Consider the following 21,672-nt stretch of genomic DNA (forward strand, 5'->3'; position numbering starts at 1 on the left):
CTTGTACACGTCTCAAGCTCAGTAACCAAAGTATTCCCATTCGGAGACACACCCATGACTCAACGGACCCTCGCCACTTTCATGCTCGCACTGGGCCTGGCAACTCTCGCTGGTTGCTCGTCGCCAACAGTGATCACCTTGAATGACGGTCGCGAAATCCAGGCCGTCGACACCCCGAAATACGATGAAGATTCGGGCTTCTACGAGTTCAAACAACTCGACGGCAAAGAGACCCGCATCAACAAGGATCAGGTTCGTACCGTTAAAGAGCTGTAAGCTTTACGTCGACACCAGATACAGAAAAGCCCGCATTAATGCGGGCTTTTTCATGGGTGCGGGGAAGTGAATGGCGTCACCACTGCAGGGTGATCTGACTTTCGAACTCGCGTTCTTCGCCGGTGACCGGGTCGACAAACCGCAGCCCCTGTGCCAACAGCTTCAACGGATTGGCATAGTCATCCTCAACGTCTTTCAACACATCCGGGTAGAACGGATCGTTACAGATACTCGCCCCTAGCGCGGTCATATGCACCCTTAGCTGATGCTTCTTGCCAGTCACCGGGTACAGGCCGTAGCGCCACAGATCACCATTCTTTTCCCGGACTTCCACCGCCGTTTCAGTATTGGCGACACCTGGGCCTTCCTGCATGCGGAAGAACGGTTCGCCGTCGATCAGGCGACTTTTATGCACGAGGGGAAATTCCAGTTCCGGCAGCGCACGGGCGATCGCTTCATAACGTTTATCGATCTGCCGGGTCGGGAACAACGACTGATAAGCCGAGCGGGTTTGCGGGTTGGCGGAAAAGATCACCAGCCCCGCCGTGTGCCGGTCAATGCGGTGCAGTGGCACCAGGTGCGGATTATCGAGGCGACGGATCAGACGGCGCAGCAACGTCTGTTCGACGTATTCACCGGCGGGTGTCACCGGCAGAAAATGCGGTTTGTCCGCCACCACCAGATGCTCGTCCGCATACAGGATCGACTCGAGCGCCGGAATCGGCTTTTCATCCGGCACTTCGCGGAAGTAGTGAATGCGCAGGCCTTCCTTGTACGGCAGATCCACCGCAATCGACTGCCCCTGACCATCCAGCACCCGGCCCCGGGCGATTCTGTCCAGCCATTGCTCGCGGCTGATCGCACTGAAATGCTCACACAGGCAATCCAGCACGGTAAGCCACGCACCCGGAGGCAGGTAAAGGGTGCTGGCCTGATTCTGCGCAGCGGAAAATGTTGGTGTGGACATACGGAAATTCGAACCCTCAATGCAGGCCGGCATTATCCAACACTGAGCGCAACGAACCTAGCGCAGAATCTGCGGCCCGCTCAGGCCGGAATCGACTTGAGCGCCGCGGCTTCGGTGAACTCCTTGAGCCAGCGCAGCACATCGACCGCCTCCCAGCGCCCCGGGTCATACAAGGCGTACAGCAAGCCCTGATAACCGACCACATCCAGCTGCTTGTGATAACCGGCACGCTGGAACAGCGCCTCGATCTCGGCAAAACAGGTGTTGAAATGCAGTTTGTTGAAAGGCGTCTTGCCCTCCGTGACCAGCCCGTCCAGGCGCAACTCGAGGACGGCCTCGCGCACCACGTCAACCGACATCCGGTTCACGCTGTTCTTCAACTGTTCGACATTGACCACGGTTCGTCCCTCTGACTGCCGGATTCACCTGCTCAAGTCATGCAAAGCAGCAGGCCAACCCAATTACTGTATGCACATACAGTAACCGAATAAACCACAGAGTGCCAAGGGAAGGATGCACGGTCACGACCGGCGGAAAGCCATGTCGCGTCACCGAAGAAAAGGCTCAGCGCAGGAATGCCACGACCTGATCGGCATTGAACGGCCAGCTCAGCTCCGCACCATTATCAACACGGCGCAGCACCGGAATTCGCAGGCTGTAAGCCTCGAACCAGGATTCATCGTCAGCAATATCCACCAGTTCGACCAGCAGACCGTGCTCGACGAAAGGCATCAACTCGGCTTCTGCCAACTCACACAAATGGCATCCCAAGGTGCCGAACAACTGACATTCAGGAGGCATGATCGCTCAACCGGGAAAATGAGCATTCATTCTAGGCCTGCCTCGAAAACCCGTCGAGCCGCTGCCGCCCAAAGGCCCGAGCACGGCAACCAGTACGCAAAACCCTGACGCAAATCAGTCCAGAGAAAAGCCAATCAGGCCATGCTCCCGGGCTTTTTGCCTCTACGCTTGAGAAGCCTGAGCCTGACATCGGAGTGCCTTGTGTTTGCCAACCTGCTGATCATCCTCGCCTCATCCCTGGTGATGATTGCCCTGTTTCGCCGCCTGCGCTTGCCGCCGGTGCTGGGCTATCTGTGCGTGGGCCTGATGGTGGGGCCGACCGCGTTCAACTGGGTCAACGAGAGCGAGCACCTGCCGGACGTGGCCGAGTTGGGCGTGGTGTTTCTGCTGTTTTCGCTGGGCCTGGAGTTTTCCCTGTCGAAAATGATCGCGCTGCGCCAGGTGGTGTTTCGCCTGGGCAGTCAGCAGGTATTGCTCAGCACGGCATTACTGGGAATGGTGCTGATCGTGCTTGGCATGCCGGCGACCCCGGCCCTGCTGCTTGGCGCCGGGCTGTCGTTGTCGTCGACGGCGATTGTCACCAAGGAGTTGAGCAGCCTGGGCGAAGTGTTCAGCAGCCACGGGCAGAACGCGGTCGGGGTCTTGCTGTTTCAGGACGTGGTCGCGGTGTTGTTGCTGACCCTGGTGCCAGTGTTCGCCGGGAGCAGCACGCAAGCCTGGTACTGGGCCTTGCCATTGACGCTGGTGAAGACCGTGGTGCTGTTTTTCGGTCTGCTGCTGGCCAGCCGCTGGTTGCTGCCACGGCTGTTCCACGAAGTGGCGGCCTCGCGCTCGGCGGAATTGTTCGTCCTGCTGGCGCTGGTGATTGTGCTGCTGACCGCCTGGCTGACACACCTGCTGGGCCTGTCCCCTGCCCTTGGCGCATTTCTCGCCGGCATGCTGTTGGGCGAGAGCCACTATCGCCATCAGATAGAGGCCGACATCCGGCCGTTTCGCGACATCCTGCTCGGGGTGTTTTTCGTCAGCATCGGCATGCTGATCGACCTGCAACTGTTCGTCAGTCACAGCCTGCTGATTCTCGGCCTGACCCTCGGTCTGATGCTGATCAAAGGCACGGTCGTCGCGCTTTTGGTGAAGTGGCGCGGCAGCGATCACGAAACTGCCTGGCGCAGCGGCCTGGCGTTGGCGCAGGGCGGGGAATTCTGCTTCGCATTGATGGCGCAGATGCAGCAAAACCGCATGCTGCCTGACGAACTCGGCGGCCTGCTGCTGGCGGCGACGTTCTGCTCGATGTTGCTGACCCCGCTATTGTTGCGCGGGGCACCGAAAATTGCCCTGCGCCTGCATCGCAAGCCGAATCAGGAGGCGCAAATCGAGGAAATCAGCGCCCTCAATGCCGGTCTGGATCAACATGTGGTGATTTGCGGCTACGGGCGCGTTGGCCAGTCCATCGGCCGCTTCATGCGCAATGCCAATCAACCTTACATCGCGTTGGACAACGATCCGGTGCGCGTGCAGGAAGCCGCGTCCGAGGAAAGTGATGTGCATTATGGCGACTCATCGCGCGGTGACTTGCTAACGGCCATCGGATTGTTGCGCGCGAAACTGCTGGTGATCGCCGTGGATCAGAGCGATGTCAGTCTGCGAATTCTCAAGGAAGCGCGCCGGCTCAATGCGCGGATACCGATTCTGGTGCGCACCCGCGATGACAGCCAATGGGCTGAACTCAAAGCGGCCGGCGCCACCGAAGTGGTGCCGGAGTTATTGGAGTCGAGCCTGATGCTCGCCTCCCACGCCTTGATCATGCTCGGTCTGCCAGCTCATCAGGTACAGGAGAAAGTCGACCAGGTGCGCATCAATCGCTATCGCCTGTTGCATGGCTTTTACCCCGGCACCGACGACAAGGAAACTTAGTCCTGACTGACCGCGCCGATCTTGTGCAGCGACAGGTCGGCGCCGTAATACTCTTGTTCCTGACTCAGGCGCAGGCCGTGCAAGGCCTTGATCACGCCGTAAACGGCGAATCCGCCGAGCAATGCGACCACCACACCGAGCGCAGTGCCGATCAACTGACTGATCAGGCTGACGCCACCGAGGCCACCCAGCGCAGTCTGGCCGAAGATGCCGCAGGCGATCCCGCCCCACACCCCGCACAAACCGTGCAACGGCCAGACGCCGAGTACATCGTCGATACGCCATTTGACTTGCGCGGCGGTAAAGCACCAGACAAACAGTGCACCGGCAATCGCGCCGGTCACCAGCGCACCCACCGGGTGCATCAGGTCGGAACCGGCGCAGATCGCCACCAGCCCGGCCAACGGACCGTTGTGCAGGAAGCCCGGGTCATTGCGCCCGACGATCAGCGCCGCCACCGTGCCGCCGACCATGGCCATCAGCGAGTTGACCGCCACCAGACCGCTGACGCCCTGCAAGGTCTGCGCGCTCATCACGTTGAAGCCGAACCAGCCGACAATCAGAATCCACGAACCCAGCGCCAGAAACGGAATGCTCGACGGTGCGAACGCCACCAGACGCCCTTCGCGATAACGGCCATTGCGCGGGCCGAGCAGCAAAACCGCCGCCAGTGCCAGCCAGCCGCCCATGGCGTGCACCACCACCGATCCGGCGAAATCATGGAACGCCGCGCCAAAACGTGCCGTCAGCCAGGCCTGCAGACCGAAGTTGCCGTTCCAGACCATGCCCTCGAAAAACGGGTAGATGAACGCCACGATTAGCGCCGTTGCACACAACTGCGGAACGAAGCGCGCGCGCTCGGCAATCCCGCCGGAGATGATCGCCGGAATCGCCGCGGCGAAGGTCAGCAGGAAGAAAAACTTCACCAGACCGTAACCGTGATCGGCACTCAGCACCGCCGCCGGTTGCATGAAGGTCACCCCGTAGGAGATCCAATAGCCTATAAAGAAATAGGCCAGGGTCGAAACGGCAAAGTCGCTGAGGATCTTCGACAGTGCGTTGACCTGGTTTTTCTGGCGCACCGTGCCGACTTCAAGGAAGGCGAAACCGGCGTGCATCGCCAGCACCATCACCGCACCGATCAGAATGAACAACGTGTTGGAGCTGTGAACCAGCGTGTCCACAGCGCTTTGCAGATTTTCCATAAAGAGGCAGACCTGAAGGCTAAAAAGGCACCAAAGCGGTTCGCGCGGACAATTCATGCACCAAGTTGCGACCGGTCGGTCTGCGCAATGAAGCTGCGATGAACCGGTTTGGCGCACAAGGTCGATGTCCTGACACGAACCAGGATTATTTGAGTTAAGGTTTTGCTGCATGTACGCCCGCCAACAGCGCACGGCGGCAGCAGAACGCACCACGACATAGCAAAAGCTGTACCAGTCATTTGTACTGAACCTTCGCGCAAGGCTCATACTCGAACGCTTCAGACGTCACTTACGGAGATCCACCCATGGCCAGCATCAAGGCAAAGACTGCTCAAGAAATCCTGATGAACGACTTCCAGACTCTGGTCGCCGACACCGAGCGGCTGCTCGAACACACCGCGTCCCTGGCGGGCGATCAGGCCGATGAGCTGCGTGATCAGATCCACGACAGCCTGCTGCGCGCCCGGGAAACCCTGAAGCTGACCGAAGACACCCTGCGTGATCGCGGCCAGGCTGCCGTCACCGCCACCGAAGATTATGTGTCGGCCAACCCTTGGCAATCAGTGGGTATCGCCGCCGGCGTGGGCTTTCTGATTGGCCTGCTGGCCACTCGGCGCTGATCATGTCGATCGGCGAATCCGGCCTGGGGTCGGGCACCTCCTCTTCCACGCGGCGTCTGGGCGCCGCTGTTCTCGGCTTGCTGCACAGCCATGTCGAACTGTTCGGCATCGAATTGCAGGAGCAGAAATCACGCACCGTCAGCCTGTTGCTGTTCGCAGGGCTGGCGCTGGTGTTTGCCCTGCTGTTGCTGGTGGGTCTGTCGACGCTGGTGCTGATCGTGTTCTGGGATACCTATCGTCTGGCAGCGATCATCGGCCTGTGCGTGTTCTACACCCTGGCGGCCGCTTTCTGCGGGCTGCGTCTCAAGGCAGCAGTCTTCGATGAATCCTCGCCCTTCCACGGCACGCTGGAAGAATTGGCCAATGATCGGGAGCGCCTGCTGCCATGAGCCTGCCTGAACTGCCACACAACAGCTCGCGCCGGGAAATGCGCAAGGCGCTGATCCGCCTGCGCATGGAAATGCATCGTCAGGAAATCCGCCACGAAGCCGGGCAAGTGCTGCAGCCCTTGCAGCGCATGCGCGGCATGACGCAAAACCTGCAAGGCGGCTTCGGCATCAAGCACGCGCCGCTTTGGGGCGTGGCCGCCGTCACCCTGCTGGGCTTCATCACCGGCAAAGGCGCAAAAAGCGGCGGTGTTGGCGGGCTGACCCGGCTGATACGGCTGGGCACCAGCCTCGGGCCACTGATCAAACTGGTCATGCAGAGTTCGGGCAAACGCTAAGCCGACGCATCTGGCTACATTCTTGCAATATCCGCGGGATGAACCTCTTTACCCGGAGGTTCAATCCCGCGCGCCTACCCGGTCGGCGGGGTTCATCCAGAACAAGAACGACTAAGGAGGCCCCGTGATCGACGGGCAACCGCTCGCCTGCTTTCAACCTTTCATCGATACCGCCACCGGACGTATTGCAGGCGTCGAAGCATTGGGTCGCCTGCGCCAGCCTGACGGCCAACTGGCCTCGGTCGGGCCGTTGTTTGCCGACCCACGCACACCCGCCATCGCCCTGCGCCGGCTCGACCGGCAGATCCGCGACAACGCCCTGAGCCGACTGCATGAAGCCCCCGCCGAGTGGTTTCTCAGCCTGAACATGTCGCCGCGCTGGATCAGTCGCCTGCGCGCCGATCAACCGCTGCCCAGCCTCAAGCAGATGCTGCGCCACGGCGTCGATCCGCAACGCATCGTGTTCGAGATCACTGAACTGGGCGGCAATGGTCAGCGTCTGGCCGAAGTGGTCGCGCGCTATCGCGAGGCCGGAGCGCGGATCGCCATCGATGACTTCGGCGCCGGTTACTCGCAGCTCGATCGGGTGCTGGCGTTGCAGCCGGACATTCTCAAACTCGACATGCGCCTGTTTCAGGCCGCCGCGTTGGGCGGGCCGAGCAGTGACGTGGTCAAGGCTCTGGCGCAAATGGCCGAAAAAACCGGCTGCTGGATCATCGCCGAAGGCGTGGAAACCGAGGCCCAGCTCAATTTCGCCCTGGAATGCGGTTCGCGCTACGTTCAGGGTTTCCTGTTCGCCCGGGCGCAGGAGGCGTTTTATCCGACCGACGCCTTCGTGCAGCGCTTCGCCGAACTGCGCCAGCGTTACGTGCGGCAGAAACTGGCCGAACGCGGGCGCCTGATGCAGATGCGCCAGCAACTCGGCGAACTGATGGCGATCCTCCAGAGCTGGGCTCAGGCCCACGCGCCGCTGAGTGCGCTGCCGCAACTCGAAGCCTTCCCGTGGTTGCTGCGGTTTTACCAATGCGACCGTCACGGCACCCAACTCACGCCCAACCTCGAATGGCGCAACAACGGCTGGGTCGCCGATAACCGCTATCTGGGCCACAACTGGTCATGGCGTCCGTACTTCTATCATTTGCTCGCCGAAGGCTGGGAAGAGCGGCGCCTGACCCTGTCCAGCACCTACCGCGATGCCACCAGCAACCAGTATTGCCTGACCGCCGGGCAGTTCTTCGATAACGGCGAGCGCCTGCTGCTGATCGATATTGATGCCGCGGGCTTGTAGTTCCGCTTGCAGGTGTGTGGCCGAACCGGGAAGCTAGGGCAACAGTCATCCCAGTCACCGACGGAGAGAACCAGCCTTGGATTGGCAGACCCTGCTCAACCGCGAACGCCTTGGAAAACCGCTGCACAGCCCGCAAGAGCTTGGCCGCAGCCCGTTCCACAAAGACCACGACCGCATCATCTTCTCCGGTGCCTTCCGCCGTCTGGGCCGCAAGACCCAGGTGCATCCGGTGTCGAGTAACGACCACATCCACACCCGGCTGACCCACTCGCTGGAAGTCAGCTGCGTCGGGCGCTCGCTGGGCATGCGCGTCGGTGAAACCTTGCGCAGCGCCCTGCCCGACTGGTGCGACCCGAGCGACCTGGGCATGGTCGTGCAATCGGCCTGCCTGGCCCATGACATCGGCAACCCGCCGTTCGGCCACTCCGGTGAAGATGCGATTCGGCACTGGTTCCAGCAGGCGGCCGGGCGCGGCTGGCTCGACGGCATGAGCGAAGCCGAGCGCGGTGACTTCCTCAATTTCGAAGGCAATGCGCAAGGCTTCCGGGTGCTGACTCAGCTTGAGTATCACCAGTTCGACGGCGGCACCCGCCTCACCTACGCCACCCTCGGCACCTATCTGAAGTATCCGTGGACCGCACGTCACGCCGACTCGCTGGGCTACAAGAAACACAAATTCGGCTGCTATCAGAGCGAACTGCCGCTGCTGGAGCAGATCGCCCACAAGCTCGGTCTGCCGCAACTGGAAGACCAGCGCTGGGCGCGCCACCCATTGGTGTACCTGATGGAGGCTGCCGACGACATCTGCTACGCGCTGATCGACCTCGAAGACGGCCTGGAAATGGAGCTGCTGGAGTACGCGGAAGTCGAATCGCTGCTGCTCGGTCTGGTGGGAGACGATCTCCCGGAAACCTATCGCCAGCTCGGCCCGCAGGATTCGCGTCGACGCAAACTGGCGATCCTGCGCGGCAAGGCCATCGAGCACCTGACCAACGCCGCTGCCCGGGCATTCGTCGAGCAACAGGATGCGCTGCTGGCCGGCACCCTGCACGGCGACCTGGTGGAACACATGCACGGCCCGGCCAAACGCTGCGTACTCAACGCCAAGGACATCGCCCGCAAGAAAATCTTCCAGGACAAGCGCAAGACGCTGCATGAAATCGGCGCCTACACCACCCTGGAAATCCTCCTCAACGCGTTCTGCGGCGCGGCCCTGGAGCAACATGGCGGCCGCACGCCGTCGTTCAAGAGCCGCCGGATCCTCGATCTGCTGGGCAACAATGCGCCGGATCCCCATGGCCCGCTGCACACCTCGTTCCTGCGCATGATCGACTTCATCGCCGGGATGACCGACAGCTACGCCAGTGACATGGCGCTGGAAATGACCGGGCGTTCCAGCCACTGACAGAAAAAAAGTTGCTCAACCGGGTCAGGCAACTGCCCGGATGAGCGATGCCTCGATTGAACCGGTTCTGTGGTCTCAGGCAAACGGATCGACTGAAAGGTAAATCCGTTTAACAGCCAACTACGCAAACAAAACCTTGTTTATTCAAGGTTCGACAAGCAACTTAAAACATTCAGATAAACAAATCAGCACAACACTTCCTTACGCGACACAGAGTTTGGTCGTAGTCGGTTTCCTTTTAGTGCGTAGGACTTATCCTATATTGCCGCAACAGCCCCGGGAGTTCATGCGGCAGCTCATTTATCTGAGCTAAGGTGCGCCCTTTATTCGCGCACGTATGGGATTTGATTATGAACTCCGTTTTTATTGTCGATGATCACCCCGTCATCCGACTTGCCGTTCGAATGCTGCTCGAGCATGAAGGTTACAAGGTCGTCGGCGAAACCGATAACGGGGTCGATGCCATGCAAATGGTCCGCGAATGCATGCCCGACCTGATCATCCTTGATATCAGCATACCCAAACTCGACGGCCTGGAAGTTCTCGCCCGGTTCAACGCCATGGGCACCCCGCTCAAAACCCTGGTACTGACGGCGCAATGCCCGACGCTGTTCGGCATTCGCTGCATGCAGTCCGGTGCATCCGGTTATGTTTGCAAAGTGGAAGACTTGAGTGAACTGGTCAGTGCGATCAAGGCGGTACTTTCCGGTTACAACTATTTCCCCAGCCAGGCATTGAATCCGGTGCGCCTCGACGACGTGCGTTATGCCGAACTGGAGTTATTCAAATCCGTCAACGACCGCGAGCTGATGGTCCTGCAATTATTTGCCCAAGGGCGCACCAACAAGGAAATAGCCAAGGGCATGTTTCTCAGTAACAAGACAGTCAGTACCTACAAAAAACGCCTGATGCAAAAACTCAAGGCCAGATCTCTGGTGGAACTGATCGAGATGGCCAAACGCAACGCGCTAGTGTGAGAGCCTGAATGCCCAGTCGTTTAAAGATCTGTCTCGCCCTATGTTGCGTCAGCCTGTGCCTGACGACTCAGGTGCATGCCAGCTTCGTCACCGCGCAAGATTATGTGCTGCGCAGCCGCTCGGGCCACGAAGCGCCATCCGTGTCCCTTGAACCCGCGCAACGGCAATGGCTGGAGAGTCGCCGCGAACTGGTACTGGGCACTTCCGCGCCGGACTATCCGCCGTTCGACATGACCGCCAGCGGTCGTGATTACGAAGGTTTTACCGCCGACTACGCCGGTCTGCTCGAACAGGCTGTCGGGTTGCCAATCCGGGTCCAGCGCTTTGCCTCACGGGAAGCCGCCTTGCAGGCGTTGATTGCAGGTCAGGTCGACATGCTCGGTACGGCCAACGGTTTCGAGGCCAGTAACGCAAATATCCTGCTTTCAACGCCCTACGCCATCGATCAGCCGGTTCTGGTTACCCGCGAAGGCGAGACCCGCTCGCTGACTGAAGGCCTGGCCGGTCTGCGGCTGAGCATGGTCTATCACTATCTGCCCCAGGATGAGGTCAAGGCGCAGTATCCCAAAGCCATCCTGACGTCCTATCCCTCCTATCAAAACGCAATCAACGCGGTGGCTTTCGATCAGGCTGACGTGTTTCTGGGTGACACCATTTCCACCCACTACATGATCAACAAGGGTTATCTGAACAACATTCGCATGGCCAATTTCGGCAAACAGGAAGCCCATGGTTTCAGCTTCGCCGTTCACGCCGACAACCCGCAACTGCTGGCGATCATCAACACCGTGCTGCAAGCCATACCGGCCAGCGAACGGGACAACATCGCCAAGCGCTGGAGCGCCGGCAGCGACATTCTGCTGACCGACCAGAAGCTGCAATTGACCCACCACGAAGAACAGTGGCTCAAACAGCACCCGGTGCTACGCGTCGTCGTCAACGAGGCGTTCGCGCCGCTGACATTCTTCGACAGCGACGGCAACCTGCGGGGCATCACTGCCGACCTGCTCGAACTGCTGCGCCTGCGTACCGGCCTGCGCTTCGAACTGGTCCGCAGCCGCAGTGACGGAGAAATGATCGAGCAGATCAATCAACATCGGGCGGATCTGATCGCCGCGTTGCTACCCAGCCCCCAACGGGAAAAGACCCTGCAATTCAGCCGTCCCTATCTGGAAAACTCCTTCGTCCTGCTGACGCGCAAATCCGCTGACAGCCCGACACATCCCACCCAGCTCAAGAACCGATACCTGGCGATTGCCCAAGGCAGTCCCATGGCTGATTACCTGCGCCGCGAATTCCCCAACATCCACCTGATCGAAACCTCCGACACTTTCGGTGCCGCAACCTTGCTTGCCGAAGGCAAGGCCGATGGCGCCGTCGCCTCGCTGGTGATTGCCAATTATCTGATTTCATCGCGGATCTTCGAACATCAGTTGCAGATCACCACCACCCTGGGCACACGTCAGGCGGCCTTCTCGCTGGCCAGCGCCCGTGACAATGCCGAACTGGGCTCGATCCTCGACAAGGCGCTGCTGAGCATCACACCGGAGGAACTGGGGGTCATCAACAGTCGCTGGCGCGGTTTCTCCAATGCGGCTCAAAGCAACTGGCATCACTACAAGCGCCTGTTTTACCAATTGATCGGCGCGGCCTGCCTGCTGCTATTGCTGTCGCTGTTGTGGAACGCCTACATGCGTCGCCAGATCAAGCAACGCCAGGCCGCCGAACGGGCACTCAACGATCAGTTCGAATTCATGCGTTCACTGGTCAATGGCACCCCTCACCCGATCTACGTGCGCGACCGCCAGGGTCTGCTGCAAAGCTGCAACGACAGCTACCTCGAAGCCTTCAACGCCAAACGCGAAGACGTGATCGGCAAAAGTGTCATGCAGGGCACCCTGAGCAACGCCTTCGAAGCCCAGGCCTACCAGGCGGATTACCAGCGGGTGGTGGCCGAAGGCACGCCTCTGCTGCTCGATCGACCGCTGCACATCGGTGGCCGGCGTTTGACGATCTACCACTGGATCCTGCCGTACCGCGACTCCAGTGGCGATGTGCAAGGGATCATCGGCGGCTGGATCGACATCAGTGAACGTCGCCAGTTGTTCGATGAACTGCGCCGGGCCAAGGAACAGGCGGACAACGCCAACCGCGCCAAAAGTACCTTTCTGGCCACCATGAGCCACGAAATCCGCACGCCGATGAATGCCATTATCGGCATGCTCGAACTGACGCTCAAACGCATGAATGATCAGGCTCCGGATCGCTCCTCCATTGAAACCGCCTACTGCTCGGCCAAGGATCTGCTGGGCCTGATCGGCGACATTCTCGATATCGCGCGGATCGAGTCCGGGCACCTGAGCCTGAGCCCGGAACGGGTCAATCTGGTCGAAACAGTGGCGTCGGTGGTCAGGATCTTCGGCGGCCTCGCCCGCCAGAAAAACCTCCTCCTGCCGCTGATCATCAATCCGCCCGGGCTGCAGGTCGACGTGGAACTGGATCCGTTGCGCTTCAAGCAGATCCTGTCGAACCTGATCAGCAATGCCATCAAATTCACTGAGTCCGGGCAGGTGCGGATCAATCTGGATGTGCTGCCCAACGGGCCGGGCCAATGCTCGCTCGTTCAGTTGACGATCCAGGACACCGGGGTCGGCATCAGCATCGAAGATCAACAACGCCTGTTCGAGCCGTTCGCCCAGACCGAGAGTGGCCGGCAGCAAGCTCGCAGCGGCGCAGGCCTGGGGCTGGTGATCTGTCGCAACCTGTGTGAAATGATGGGTGGGCAGCTGCAGTTGAGCAGCCAGCCGGGGATCGGCACCCAGGTCTGCCTGTCACTGCCGCTGCAAACGCTACCGTGCCAGGTGACCACGGCAAAAACCGAGCCTGTGCTGCAAACCTCTGCACCACTGAACATTCTGGTGGTCGACGATCATCCGGCCAATCGCCTGCTGATGTGCCAGCAACTGGAGTTCCTCGGGCACCGATTCACCCTCGCCGAAGAGGGTCGGAGTGGATTCGAGAAATGGCAGACCGGTGCATTCGACCTGGTTATCGCTGACTGCAACATGCCGTTGATGAACGGCTACGAACTGACCGAGGCGATCCGCCAGCAGGAACAACGCACTGGCCGCCCTCCGTGTACCGTGCTGGGTTTCACGGCCAACGCGCAGCCTGAAGAAGTACAGCGCTGCAAACAGGCCGGCATGAATGACTGCCTGTTCAAGCCGTTGAGCCTCAGCGCACTGAGCCACTGGATCAATGGTCTGCAGCCCGCGACGCTTGAACCGGCGTTCAATCTTGACGGGTTGAGTCAGTTGACTGGCGGCAACCCGCTGCAAGTCCGGCGTCTGCTCACGCAATTGCTCAAGAGCAGCCGTCTCGATCGCGAGGAATTATTAGCCCTGGCCCCCTGCAATGATCGTCAGGCAGTGGCGCTGGTCGCCCACAAGATCAAAGGCGCCGCCCGGATCGCCCAGGCCTCGCGTCTGATCGCCTGTTGCGATGCGCTGGAACAGGCCTGCATGCAGACAACGCCCGCACCGACCATCGTGCGCTGCGTCGAGGCCACCGACGCAGCCATGCTCGAACTGGAGCAGGCGTTGCGGCAACAACTGGAACCGTTCGAAGAAAGCACAATGACCGAGCCTTAACTATGCTTGGACGCTGAGCAGTGTGTTTACTTCAATGGAGAGTCAGCAATGCCCAGCCCACTGCGCCCGGATCAACGCCGGTTCCCGTTGCACGTGCACATCAGCGTCATGTTCACCTTTCTGCTGTTGCTCACAGGCGTCGTGCTGGGGTTGTTCAACTATCGCCAGACCACCCGGATCATCCTGTCGAGCAGTGAAAACCTGTTCAATCGCATCGAACAGGATGTGCGCCTGGACCTGCATTCAACCTACGAACCGATCCGGCACCTGCTGAGCCTGCTGGCCGACAATCAGGCGGCCGAGGCGCCGAACCTGCAACAGCGTCTGGCGCTGCTCAAGCCGTTCAGTCAGTCGCTCAAGGACAACACCGATCTCGCCTCGCTGTATCTGGGGTACGGCAACGGCGATTTCTTCATGGTCCGGCCCTTGCGCACCAGCGCGCTGAAAACCCTGCTCAAGGCACCACCAACAGCGGTCTATCAGGTCTGGAGCATCGAGCACGACGCCAGCGGCACCGTATTGTCGCAGTCACTGTTCTTCGACCAGACGCTGACGCCTGTCGGACGCGACACCAATCCCGACGACCGCTACGACCCGCGTACCCGCAACTGGTACAGCAACGCCCTGCAACAGGGCGATCAGATCACCACCGAACCCTATGTATTTTTCTCCACGCACAATGTGGGCACCACCCTGGCCCGACGCAGCAGCGCAACCAGTGTGATCGGTGCCGATCTGACTTTGGAGGCACTCTCGGCCACCTTGACCAAGCATGTGGTCACCCCCTCGACCGAAATCGTGTTGTTCGATGCCGATGGCAATGCCGTGGCCTATCCGGACAGCAGCCGGCTGATCGTCGACGGCAGCAGCGCACGCCTGGCCAAAGCGGCCGACCTCAGTCCGAATCTGCACGCGTTGCTGTCCACCGCCCATCCGGGCAAACGGCTCGACGTCAATGGCCGCCACTGGATCGTCGCCCGCAGCACCCTGCAGGAAGGCGGGCCGAAAGGTTTGCAGATGGCCCTGCTGGTGCCCGAGGACGAACTGCTTGCCGATGCCTACCGCATGCGCTGGCAAGGCGCGCTGATCACCTTGGCGATCTTGCTGCTGTGCCTGCCGCTGGGCTGGCTGATCTCGCGGATTCTGGTCAAACCGTTGCACGCGCTGGTCAAGGAAGCCGACGCGATCCGCAGTTTCGATTTCAACTTTCCGGTCACCCGCCGCTCGCCGGTGCTGGAGGTTGACCAGTTGAGCCTGTCGATGGCGCGCATGAAGGACACGCTCGCCAGTTTCTTCCGCATCACCGACAGCCTCTGCGCCGAAACCCGCTTCGCCCCGCTGCTGCAACGGGTGCTGTTCGAAACGGTGCAGATCGCCCAGGCGCAGGCGGGGTTGATCTATCTGCGCGAAAGCGATGGCAACCGGATGGAGCCTTACGGACTGGTCATTGATGGCGCCTCGCACGAGCCGGGCGAGTTCGCTGTGCTGGGCCGGGATCTCCTGGCCGATCAAGGGCCGGCGTGGTTCCAGCAACTGATCAACGCTGACAACGTGGTCAGCAGCCTTGGCTTCGAGCAGGCCGGGGACTTGCAGAAAGTCCTGTTGGCCATGCAGTCGCCGCGCATCCACCTGATCGGCATCCGCCTGCGTAATCGGCACAACGAAACCATCGGCCTGTTGCTTCTGCTGATCAACGACAGCGGCAGCGCTCAGGACCTGGAAAAACTGCGCCCGGACCGCATCGGCTTCCTGCAAGCCGTGTCTGGTGCGGCGGCGGTGAGTATCGAAAGTCAGCGCCTGCAAGCGAAGCAGAAACAGTTGCTCGATGCGTTCATCCAGTTACTGGCAGGCGCCATCGACGCCAAGAGCCCGTACACCGGTGGCCACTGCCAGCGCGTGCCGGAACTGACCCTGATGCTCGCGCAGGCCGCGGCCGCCAGCCAGGCGCCGGCGTTCCAGAGCTACCAACCGAGCGAAGACGAATGGGAAGCCCTGCACATTGCGGCCTGGCTGCACGATTGCGGCAAAGTCACGACGCCGGAGTATGTCGTCGACAAGGCGACCAAACTGGAAACCCTCAACGATCGCATCCACGAAATCCGCACCCGTTTCGAAGTGCTCAAGCGCGATGCCTGGATCAGTTACTGGCAGGCGATCGCACTGGGCGGCAACGCGGCGCAACTGAGCGAACTGCGTGACGCCACGCTGACGCAACTGGATGACGACTTTGCCTTCGTTGCCCGCTGCAATCTGGGCGGTGAGGCCATGGCGCCCGCCGATCTGCAACGTCTTGAACGCATTGCCGAGCGGCGCTGGATGCGCACCCTCGATGATCGCCTGGGGGTGTCATGGGAGGAAAACCGCCGCCAGGCGCAAACGCCGGCGGCGAATCTGCCAGTCAGCGAGCCACTGCTGGCGGACAAGCCCGAACACCTGATCGAACGCGCCGACAGCGAACTGATTCCGGAAGACAATCCGTGGGGGTTCAAACTGGATGTGCCGCGTTACAAATACAATCGCGGCGAACTGTACAACCTGAGCATTGCCCGGGGCACGCTGACCCGCGAAGAGCGCTACATCATCAATCACCACATGGTGCAGACGATCCTGATGCTCAGCCACCTACCCTTCCCCGGGCACCTGGACAGCGTTGCGGAAATCGCCGGTGGGCATCACGAAAAGATGGACGGCAGCGGTTATCCCAAACGCCTGAAGCGCGAGGACATGAGCCTGCCGGCACGGATGATGGCGATTGCCGATATTTTCGAGGCACTGACAGCGGCGGATCGACCGTACAAGAAGGCCAAATCCTTGAACGAGGCGCTGGGGATCATGGCCACCATGTCCCGCGAGGCGCACATCGACCCCGAGCTGTTTGCGCTGTTCATCAACGATGGGGTGTACATGCAGTACGCCGCACGGTTTCTCGATCCGCGCCAGATCGATGTGGTGGATCCGGCCAGCCTGCTGCGCAAGGCTGGCCTGAGTGCCTGATCAGCAGTCGGTCAGACGCAGGAAAATCGCCGCCAGTTGCTCGATTCCGGCCTGATCGGCGGTGCCGAAACGTGCAAGTTTCGGGCTGTCGAGATCAAGTACGCCGATCAGCCGACCGTCCTTGACCAGCGGCACTACCAGCTCGCTGTTGGAGGCGCTGTCGCAAGCGATATGACCGGGGAACGCATGCACGTCTTCAACGCGCTGGGTCTGCCGACTGGCCGCTGCCGCGCCACATACACCGCGACCGAACGGAATGCGCACACAGGCGATCTGCCCCTGAAACGGGCCAAGCACCAGTTCTTCGTTGCGATTGAGGTAGAAACCGGCCCAGTTCAAATCGTCGAGCTGGTTGAACAGGAACGCCGAAAACTGCGCGGCGTTGGCGATGAAATCGCGCTCGTCCGCCAGCAGCGATTCCAGTTGTGCGGCCAACATGCCATAGCCTTCGAGGCCCTGGCCGCTTTGTTGCAAATCAATCATGCCTTGTGCTCCAGCAATTTCAGTCCCACCCAGTAACGGGCGAATTGGTACGCGCAACGTCCGTTGCGATTGCCGCGCCCGGTTGCCCAGCGCACGGCGAGGATGTCGAGCTCTTCGTCGCGCTGCCAGCTCAAGCCGGCCTTGGCGGCCAACTGGCCGATCCAGTGTTCGACGACGTTGAGGAAATGTTCCTGGGTAAACGGATAGAACGACAGCCACAGGCCGAAACGGTCGGACAAGGCGATCTTGTCTTCCACCGCCTCACTCGGATGCAGCTCGCCATCGACGCGTTTCCAGTTTTCGTTGTCGCTTTCCTTTTCCGGCACCAGATGGCGGCGGTTGGAAGTGGCGTACAGCAGAACGTTGTCCGGGGCCTGTTCGAGCGAGCCGTCGAGCACGCTTTTCAGCACGCGATAATCGCTTTCGCCGGATTCGAACGACAGGTCATCGCAGAACAGCACGAAGCGTTGCGGCAGTTTGCCGATCTGCTCGACCACGCGCGGCAGGTCGGCCAGATGGTCGCGCTCGATTTCGATCAAACGCAGGCCGGCCTTGGCGTGTTCGGCCAGCAGCGCGCGCACCAGCGACGATTTACCGGTGCCGCGCGAGCCCCAGAGCAGCGCATGGTTGGCCGGCATGCCGTCGAGAAACTGCTGAGTGTTGCGGCCCAGTTGTTCTAACTGACGGTCGACACCAATCAAGTCGGACAGGCGCATGTCGAGGCTGACTTCCAGTGGCAGCAAATAGCCGCTGCGCCCGTCACGCTGCCAGCGCGCGGCCAGGCAGGTTTCCCAGTCGATCAGCGGACGCGGCGCCGGCAGCAAGGGTTCGATCCGCGCCAGAACCGACTCGGCGCGTTCAAGAAAAGCATTCAATCGGGAATCCACGTCTTCTCCTCGGGCACGTTCACAGTGATGATGTCGATCCAGCGACGACAGACAGATCTCAATCCCCGTTCAAGCCTTGTTACAAGGCGCTTCGGGAACCTCGGTATCCATACATGATCGACTATGCTTGAGCAGCGAAGGGAAACGGAAGTGGTTCAACACCCCATGGATATCAAATTCACCCACCGGCTGTCATACAAGCAAGCCAGATTCACGGTGCTGGTCGGGTTCGTTCTGGGCACGCTGCTCAGCCTGCTGCAAATCGGCATCGATTATGCCAGTGAAGACGCCTCCATCAACCGTGAAATCCTGTCTTTGCTGGAAATCAGCCACAATCCGGCGTCGCGAATCGCCTACAACATCGATGCGGAACTGGCGCAGGAACTGACCCTGGGCCTGTTGCGTTCGCCGGCGATCATCTCGGCGCAACTGACCGACAACAACGGCAACGTCCTGGCCAACGTCAAGCGCCCGGAGCTGCAAAGCGGTTACCGGGTGATCAGCGACTTTCTGTTCGGTGCCAAGCGCCAGTTCGAAGACCGCCTATACCTCGACCACCTGCCCGAGGAATCACTGGGCACGCTGAGTCTGGAGGTCGATACCTACGCGTTCGGCAGCCGGTTTCTGCGCCGCGCCGAAGTCACCCTGCTCAACGGCTTTGCCCGCAGCCTGATTCTCACTGGCATCCTGTTGGCGCTGTTCTACGTGATGCTGACCAAGCCACTGGTGCGCCTGATCCGGGAACTCAGCGCGCGTGACGCACGCAGCGCAGAACCGACGACCCTGGAATGTCCGGCTGGCCACGCCAATGACGAGATCGGCGTACTGGTCAAAGTCGCCAACCAGCAGTTCGACAACATCGCCACGGAAATCCAGCAACGGCGCAACGCGGAAAACCGCCTCACCGATTACCTCGGGCAACTGGAGCACATCGTCTCGGCCCGCACCGCCGAGCTCAAGGCCATCAACACCCGGCTCAGCCAGTCCAACGAAGAACTGGAAGTCGCTCGCAGCACCGCACTGGACATGGCCGAAGCGCGCTCGGCATTCCTCGCCAACATGAGCCACGAGATCCGCACCCCGCTCAACGGCCTGCTGGGGATGATCGCCCTGTCCCTCGACGGGCCGCTGAATGCCGAGCAGCAACAGCAACTGTCGATTGCCCATGACTCGGGCAAGGTGCTGGTCGAGCTGCTTAACGATATTCTCGACCTGTCCAAGTTCGATGCCGGGCAACTGGAGCTCGAACACATCCCGTTCGACCTCGGCTCGCTGATCGAGGACACCGCCAACCTGCTGTCGCAGAACGCCGCGCCGAGCGTCGAGCTGACTTGCCTGATCGACCCGCACTTCCCCGCGCTGGTGCTGGGGGATCCGACCCGGGTACGGCAAATCGTCAGCAACCTGCTGTCCAATGCCCTGAAGTTCACCCGCTTCGGCCGGGTCGATGTGCGCCTGTCCGCCCACAAGGACGGGGTGCGCATCGAAGTCTGCGACACCGGCATCGGCATCGCTCAGGATGCCCAGGTGAAAATCTTCCAGCCGTTCACCCAGGCCGGTGCCGGCATCACCCGGCAGTACGGCGGCACCGGTCTCGGTCTGGCGTTGACCTACAACCTGTGCGAGGCCATGCAAGGCCGGCTGACCATCAGTTCCGAGGCCGGTTTCGGCAGTCAGTTCTGTGCCGACCTGCCACTGCCGTGTCACACCCGGGCGGTCATGCCGCCGCCACTGCACGGCAAGGTGCTGGCGATCACCGCGGCCAGCAGCGGCTTGGCAGAACTGCTCAAGACATTGTTGCCAGTGTGGGGCGTGAGCTATGAACAGCGCACCATGGATGACCCGTTGCTGGGCCTGTCACCCGATCTGCTGATCACCGATTGCCCGGAATGCCTGTTCAGTCTGCGCCCGACCATCAGCGCACCGATCCTCGTCGTAACCGCTTATGGCAGTTTCATGCCCGGCGAAGAAGCCGCCGCGCTGGCGCCATTGCAGCAACAAGCCCGACCGCTGGCACGCAACGCGCTGTACCAGATCCTGCGGCGCATTCTGCTGGCCGATGTCACCACGAGCAACGATGCGCGCCTCGAGAGCCAGCCGGTCCGGCGGCGCGGAAAGGTGCTGCTGGTGGAGGACAATCCGGTCAATCAACTGGTGGCCAAAGGCATGCTCGGCAAGCTCGGTTGCGACGTGGTGGTCGCTGCCCACGGTGCCGAGGCGCTGGATCAACTGGAGCACGATGAGTTCGATCTGGTGCTGATGGACTGCAACATGCCGGTGATGGACGGCTACGAAGCGAGCCGGCAGATCCGCCAGAGCGGGCGCTGGCCGCATTTGCCGATCGTCGCGCTGACCGCCAACGCCATGTCCGAGGAACGCGAGCGCTGCCGTGCGGCCGGCATGAGCGATTACCTGGCCAAGCCGTTCCGCCGCGAAGAGCTGGCGGCCCTGCTCGACCAGTGGATGCCGGCTACGTCAGCGCTTTGATCTGCCCCAGCAGATGATCGAGGCCATTGCGCAAATCGTTGAGCCGATCAAGATCCACCCCGCTGTCGCACAACAACCGGGCCTTGAGCGGCCCGACCTGCTCGCGCAGCGCTTGGCCTTGCGCGGTCAGGCTCAGATGCACTTCACGCTCGTCGCGCGCCGAACGCTGGCGCTGCACCCACTGCAATTGTTCAAGACGCTTGAGCAACGGCGTCAGGGTGCCGGAGTCCAGCGCCAGGCGCTCGCCCAACGCCTTGACCGTCGGTTGCTCCGGTGCACTGTCCTGCCACTCCCACAGCACCAGCATCGCCAGGTACTGCGGGTAGGTCAGGCCGAGTTGATCGAGCATCGGCTTGTAAGCGCGAATCACCGCCCGGGACGCGGCGTACAACTTGAAGCACAACTGACTGTCGAGCTTCAGCGAATCGTCGGGCAGGCTGTTCATTTGAGCAGGGCTTCGATCTCGCCGCTGATGTCCTGCGGCTTGGTGGTCGGGGCGAAACGCTTGACCAGTTGCCCATCCTTGCCGATCAGGAACTTGGTGAAGTTCCACTTGATGCCCTCGGAGCCGAGCAAACCCGGAGCGCGCTTTTTCAACTGCACGAACAGCGGATGCGCGTCAGAACCGTTGACGTCGATCTTCTTGAACAGCGGGAAGCTCACGCCGTAATTCAGCTCACAGAACTCGCTGATCGCCCCCTCGTTACCCGGCTCCTGCTTGCCGAACTGATTGCACGGGAATCCCAATACCACCAGGCCCTGATCCTTGTAGGTCTGCCACAGCTCTTCCAGGCCTTTGTATTGCGGGGTGAAGCCGCATTTGCTGGCGGTGTTGACCACCAACACCGCTTTGCCGGCAAAATCGGCCAGGGTCTTTTGCTCACCCTTGATGGTGGTGACAGGGATATTCAGCAGGTTGTCGCTCATGAGACGGCTCCACGGGTTATCGGGAAAGGCCAAACATAGCGAGCAATTAAATTGTGTGCAATTTAAT

19 protein-coding genes are annotated in these 21,672 nt (G+C 60.8%); 11 read left to right on the plus strand and 8 right to left on the minus strand.

The features are described 5' to 3' along the window. Positions 1-54 precede the first annotated feature (54 nt). Positions 55-276: a YgdI/YgdR family lipoprotein gene (locus tag ACOYXI_RS10550; protein WP_003226722.1), complete on the plus strand. Its 222-nt coding sequence runs from the start codon at positions 55-57 to the stop codon at positions 274-276. Between the two features lie 76 nt (positions 277-352). Here the strand turns inward: ACOYXI_RS10550 and ACOYXI_RS10555 are convergent, their stop codons facing one another. From ACOYXI_RS10555 to ACOYXI_RS10565, 3 genes are all read right to left on the minus strand, one after another. Further along, complete coding sequence (locus tag ACOYXI_RS10555; protein WP_461674818.1) at positions 353-1,243, minus strand: pseudouridine synthase; 891 nt, start codon at positions 1,241-1,243, stop codon at positions 353-355. 80 nt (positions 1,244-1,323) lie between these two features. Continuing rightward, complete coding sequence (locus ACOYXI_RS10560) at positions 1,324-1,641, minus strand: transcriptional regulator (RefSeq protein WP_003226726.1); 318 nt, start codon at positions 1,639-1,641, stop codon at positions 1,324-1,326. Positions 1,642-1,807: 166 nt separating this feature from the next. Then, the gene (locus ACOYXI_RS10565; protein WP_098964882.1) at positions 1,808-2,044 is read right to left on the minus strand and encodes a glutaredoxin family protein; all 237 of its coding nucleotides are present in this window, start codon (positions 2,042-2,044) and stop codon (positions 1,808-1,810) included. Positions 2,045-2,245: 201 nt separating this feature from the next. Between ACOYXI_RS10565 and ACOYXI_RS10570 the strand changes: the two genes are divergently transcribed. Next, on the plus strand, positions 2,246-3,958 hold the full coding sequence (locus ACOYXI_RS10570) for a cation:proton antiporter (protein ID WP_461674819.1): 1,713 nt from the start codon (positions 2,246-2,248) through the stop codon (positions 3,956-3,958). Here the strand turns inward: ACOYXI_RS10570 and ACOYXI_RS10575 are convergent. Further along, a complete protein-coding gene (locus ACOYXI_RS10575; protein WP_027613424.1) occupies positions 3,955-5,163 on the minus strand; it encodes an ammonium transporter in 1,209 nt (402 codons plus the stop codon). The genes ACOYXI_RS10570 and ACOYXI_RS10575 overlap by 4 nt on opposite strands. 305 nt (positions 5,164-5,468) lie before the next feature. Here ACOYXI_RS10575 and ACOYXI_RS10580 point away from each other — a divergent pair, with 305 nt between their 5' ends. The 8 genes from ACOYXI_RS10580 to ACOYXI_RS10615 all read left to right on the plus strand — a co-directional run bounded on the left by ACOYXI_RS10580 (position 5,469) and on the right by ACOYXI_RS10615 (position 16,821). After that, on the plus strand, positions 5,469-5,783 hold the full coding sequence (locus ACOYXI_RS10580) for an ElaB/YgaM/YqjD family protein (protein WP_003226733.1): 315 nt from the start codon (positions 5,469-5,471) through the stop codon (positions 5,781-5,783). A gap of 2 nt (positions 5,784-5,785) precedes the next feature. Then, positions 5,786-6,172, plus strand: a complete 387-nt coding sequence (locus ACOYXI_RS10585) for a phage holin family protein (protein WP_027613425.1) — start codon at positions 5,786-5,788, stop codon at positions 6,170-6,172. Continuing rightward, complete coding sequence (locus ACOYXI_RS10590; RefSeq protein ID WP_027613426.1) at positions 6,169-6,507, plus strand: hypothetical protein; 339 nt, start codon at positions 6,169-6,171, stop codon at positions 6,505-6,507. The genes ACOYXI_RS10585 and ACOYXI_RS10590 overlap by 4 nt, the downstream gene beginning before the upstream one ends. 124 nt (positions 6,508-6,631) lie before the next feature. Further along, positions 6,632-7,795, plus strand: a complete 1,164-nt coding sequence (locus tag ACOYXI_RS10595; RefSeq protein ID WP_096794968.1) for an EAL domain-containing protein — start codon at positions 6,632-6,634, stop codon at positions 7,793-7,795. 76 nt (positions 7,796-7,871) lie between these two features. Next, positions 7,872-9,200 (plus strand): deoxyguanosinetriphosphate triphosphohydrolase, encoded by a 1,329-nt coding sequence (locus tag ACOYXI_RS10600; RefSeq protein ID WP_003226741.1) that lies wholly within the window; start codon positions 7,872-7,874, stop codon positions 9,198-9,200. Between the two features lie 350 nt (positions 9,201-9,550). After that, positions 9,551-10,177 carry a response regulator transcription factor gene (locus ACOYXI_RS10605; RefSeq protein WP_098964885.1) on the plus strand — a complete coding sequence of 209 codons (627 nt, stop codon included), beginning with the start codon at positions 9,551-9,553 and terminating at the stop codon, positions 10,175-10,177. A gap of 8 nt (positions 10,178-10,185) precedes the next feature. Next, positions 10,186-13,827, plus strand: coding sequence for a transporter substrate-binding domain-containing protein (locus ACOYXI_RS10610; RefSeq protein WP_461674820.1), 3,642 nt, complete (start codon positions 10,186-10,188; stop codon positions 13,825-13,827). Positions 13,828-13,875: 48 nt separating this feature from the next. Next, the gene (locus ACOYXI_RS10615; RefSeq protein WP_461674821.1) at positions 13,876-16,821 is read left to right on the plus strand and encodes an HD domain-containing phosphohydrolase; all 2,946 of its coding nucleotides are present in this window, start codon (positions 13,876-13,878) and stop codon (positions 16,819-16,821) included. Here the strand turns inward: ACOYXI_RS10615 and ACOYXI_RS10620 are convergent, their stop codons facing one another. Further along, positions 16,822-17,304, minus strand: a complete 483-nt coding sequence (locus ACOYXI_RS10620) for a GAF domain-containing protein (protein WP_123587425.1) — start codon at positions 17,302-17,304, stop codon at positions 16,822-16,824. Next, entirely contained in the window at positions 17,301-18,191 is an 891-nt protein-coding gene (locus tag ACOYXI_RS10625) for an ATP-binding protein (protein WP_098964890.1), read from the minus strand. The genes ACOYXI_RS10620 and ACOYXI_RS10625 overlap by 4 nt, the downstream gene beginning before the upstream one ends. Positions 18,192-18,356: 165 nt before the next feature. Between ACOYXI_RS10625 and ACOYXI_RS10630 the strand changes: the two genes are divergently transcribed. Continuing rightward, on the plus strand, positions 18,357-20,678 hold the full coding sequence (locus ACOYXI_RS10630; protein ID WP_135296285.1) for a hybrid sensor histidine kinase/response regulator: 2,322 nt from the start codon (positions 18,357-18,359) through the stop codon (positions 20,676-20,678). Here the strand turns inward: ACOYXI_RS10630 and ACOYXI_RS10635 are convergent. Further along, positions 20,662-21,123 carry a MarR family winged helix-turn-helix transcriptional regulator gene (locus ACOYXI_RS10635; protein WP_027613434.1) on the minus strand — a complete coding sequence of 154 codons (462 nt, stop codon included), beginning with the start codon at positions 21,121-21,123 and terminating at the stop codon, positions 20,662-20,664. The genes ACOYXI_RS10630 and ACOYXI_RS10635 overlap by 17 nt on opposite strands. After that, positions 21,120-21,605: a glutathione peroxidase gene (locus tag ACOYXI_RS10640; RefSeq protein ID WP_027613435.1), complete on the minus strand. Its 486-nt coding sequence runs from the start codon at positions 21,603-21,605 to the stop codon at positions 21,120-21,122. Before ACOYXI_RS10640 ends, ACOYXI_RS10635 begins: the two co-directional genes overlap by 4 nt. Positions 21,606-21,672 lie beyond the last annotated feature (67 nt).

The sequence above is a fragment of the Pseudomonas sp. G3-19 genome, assembly GCF_054855875.1.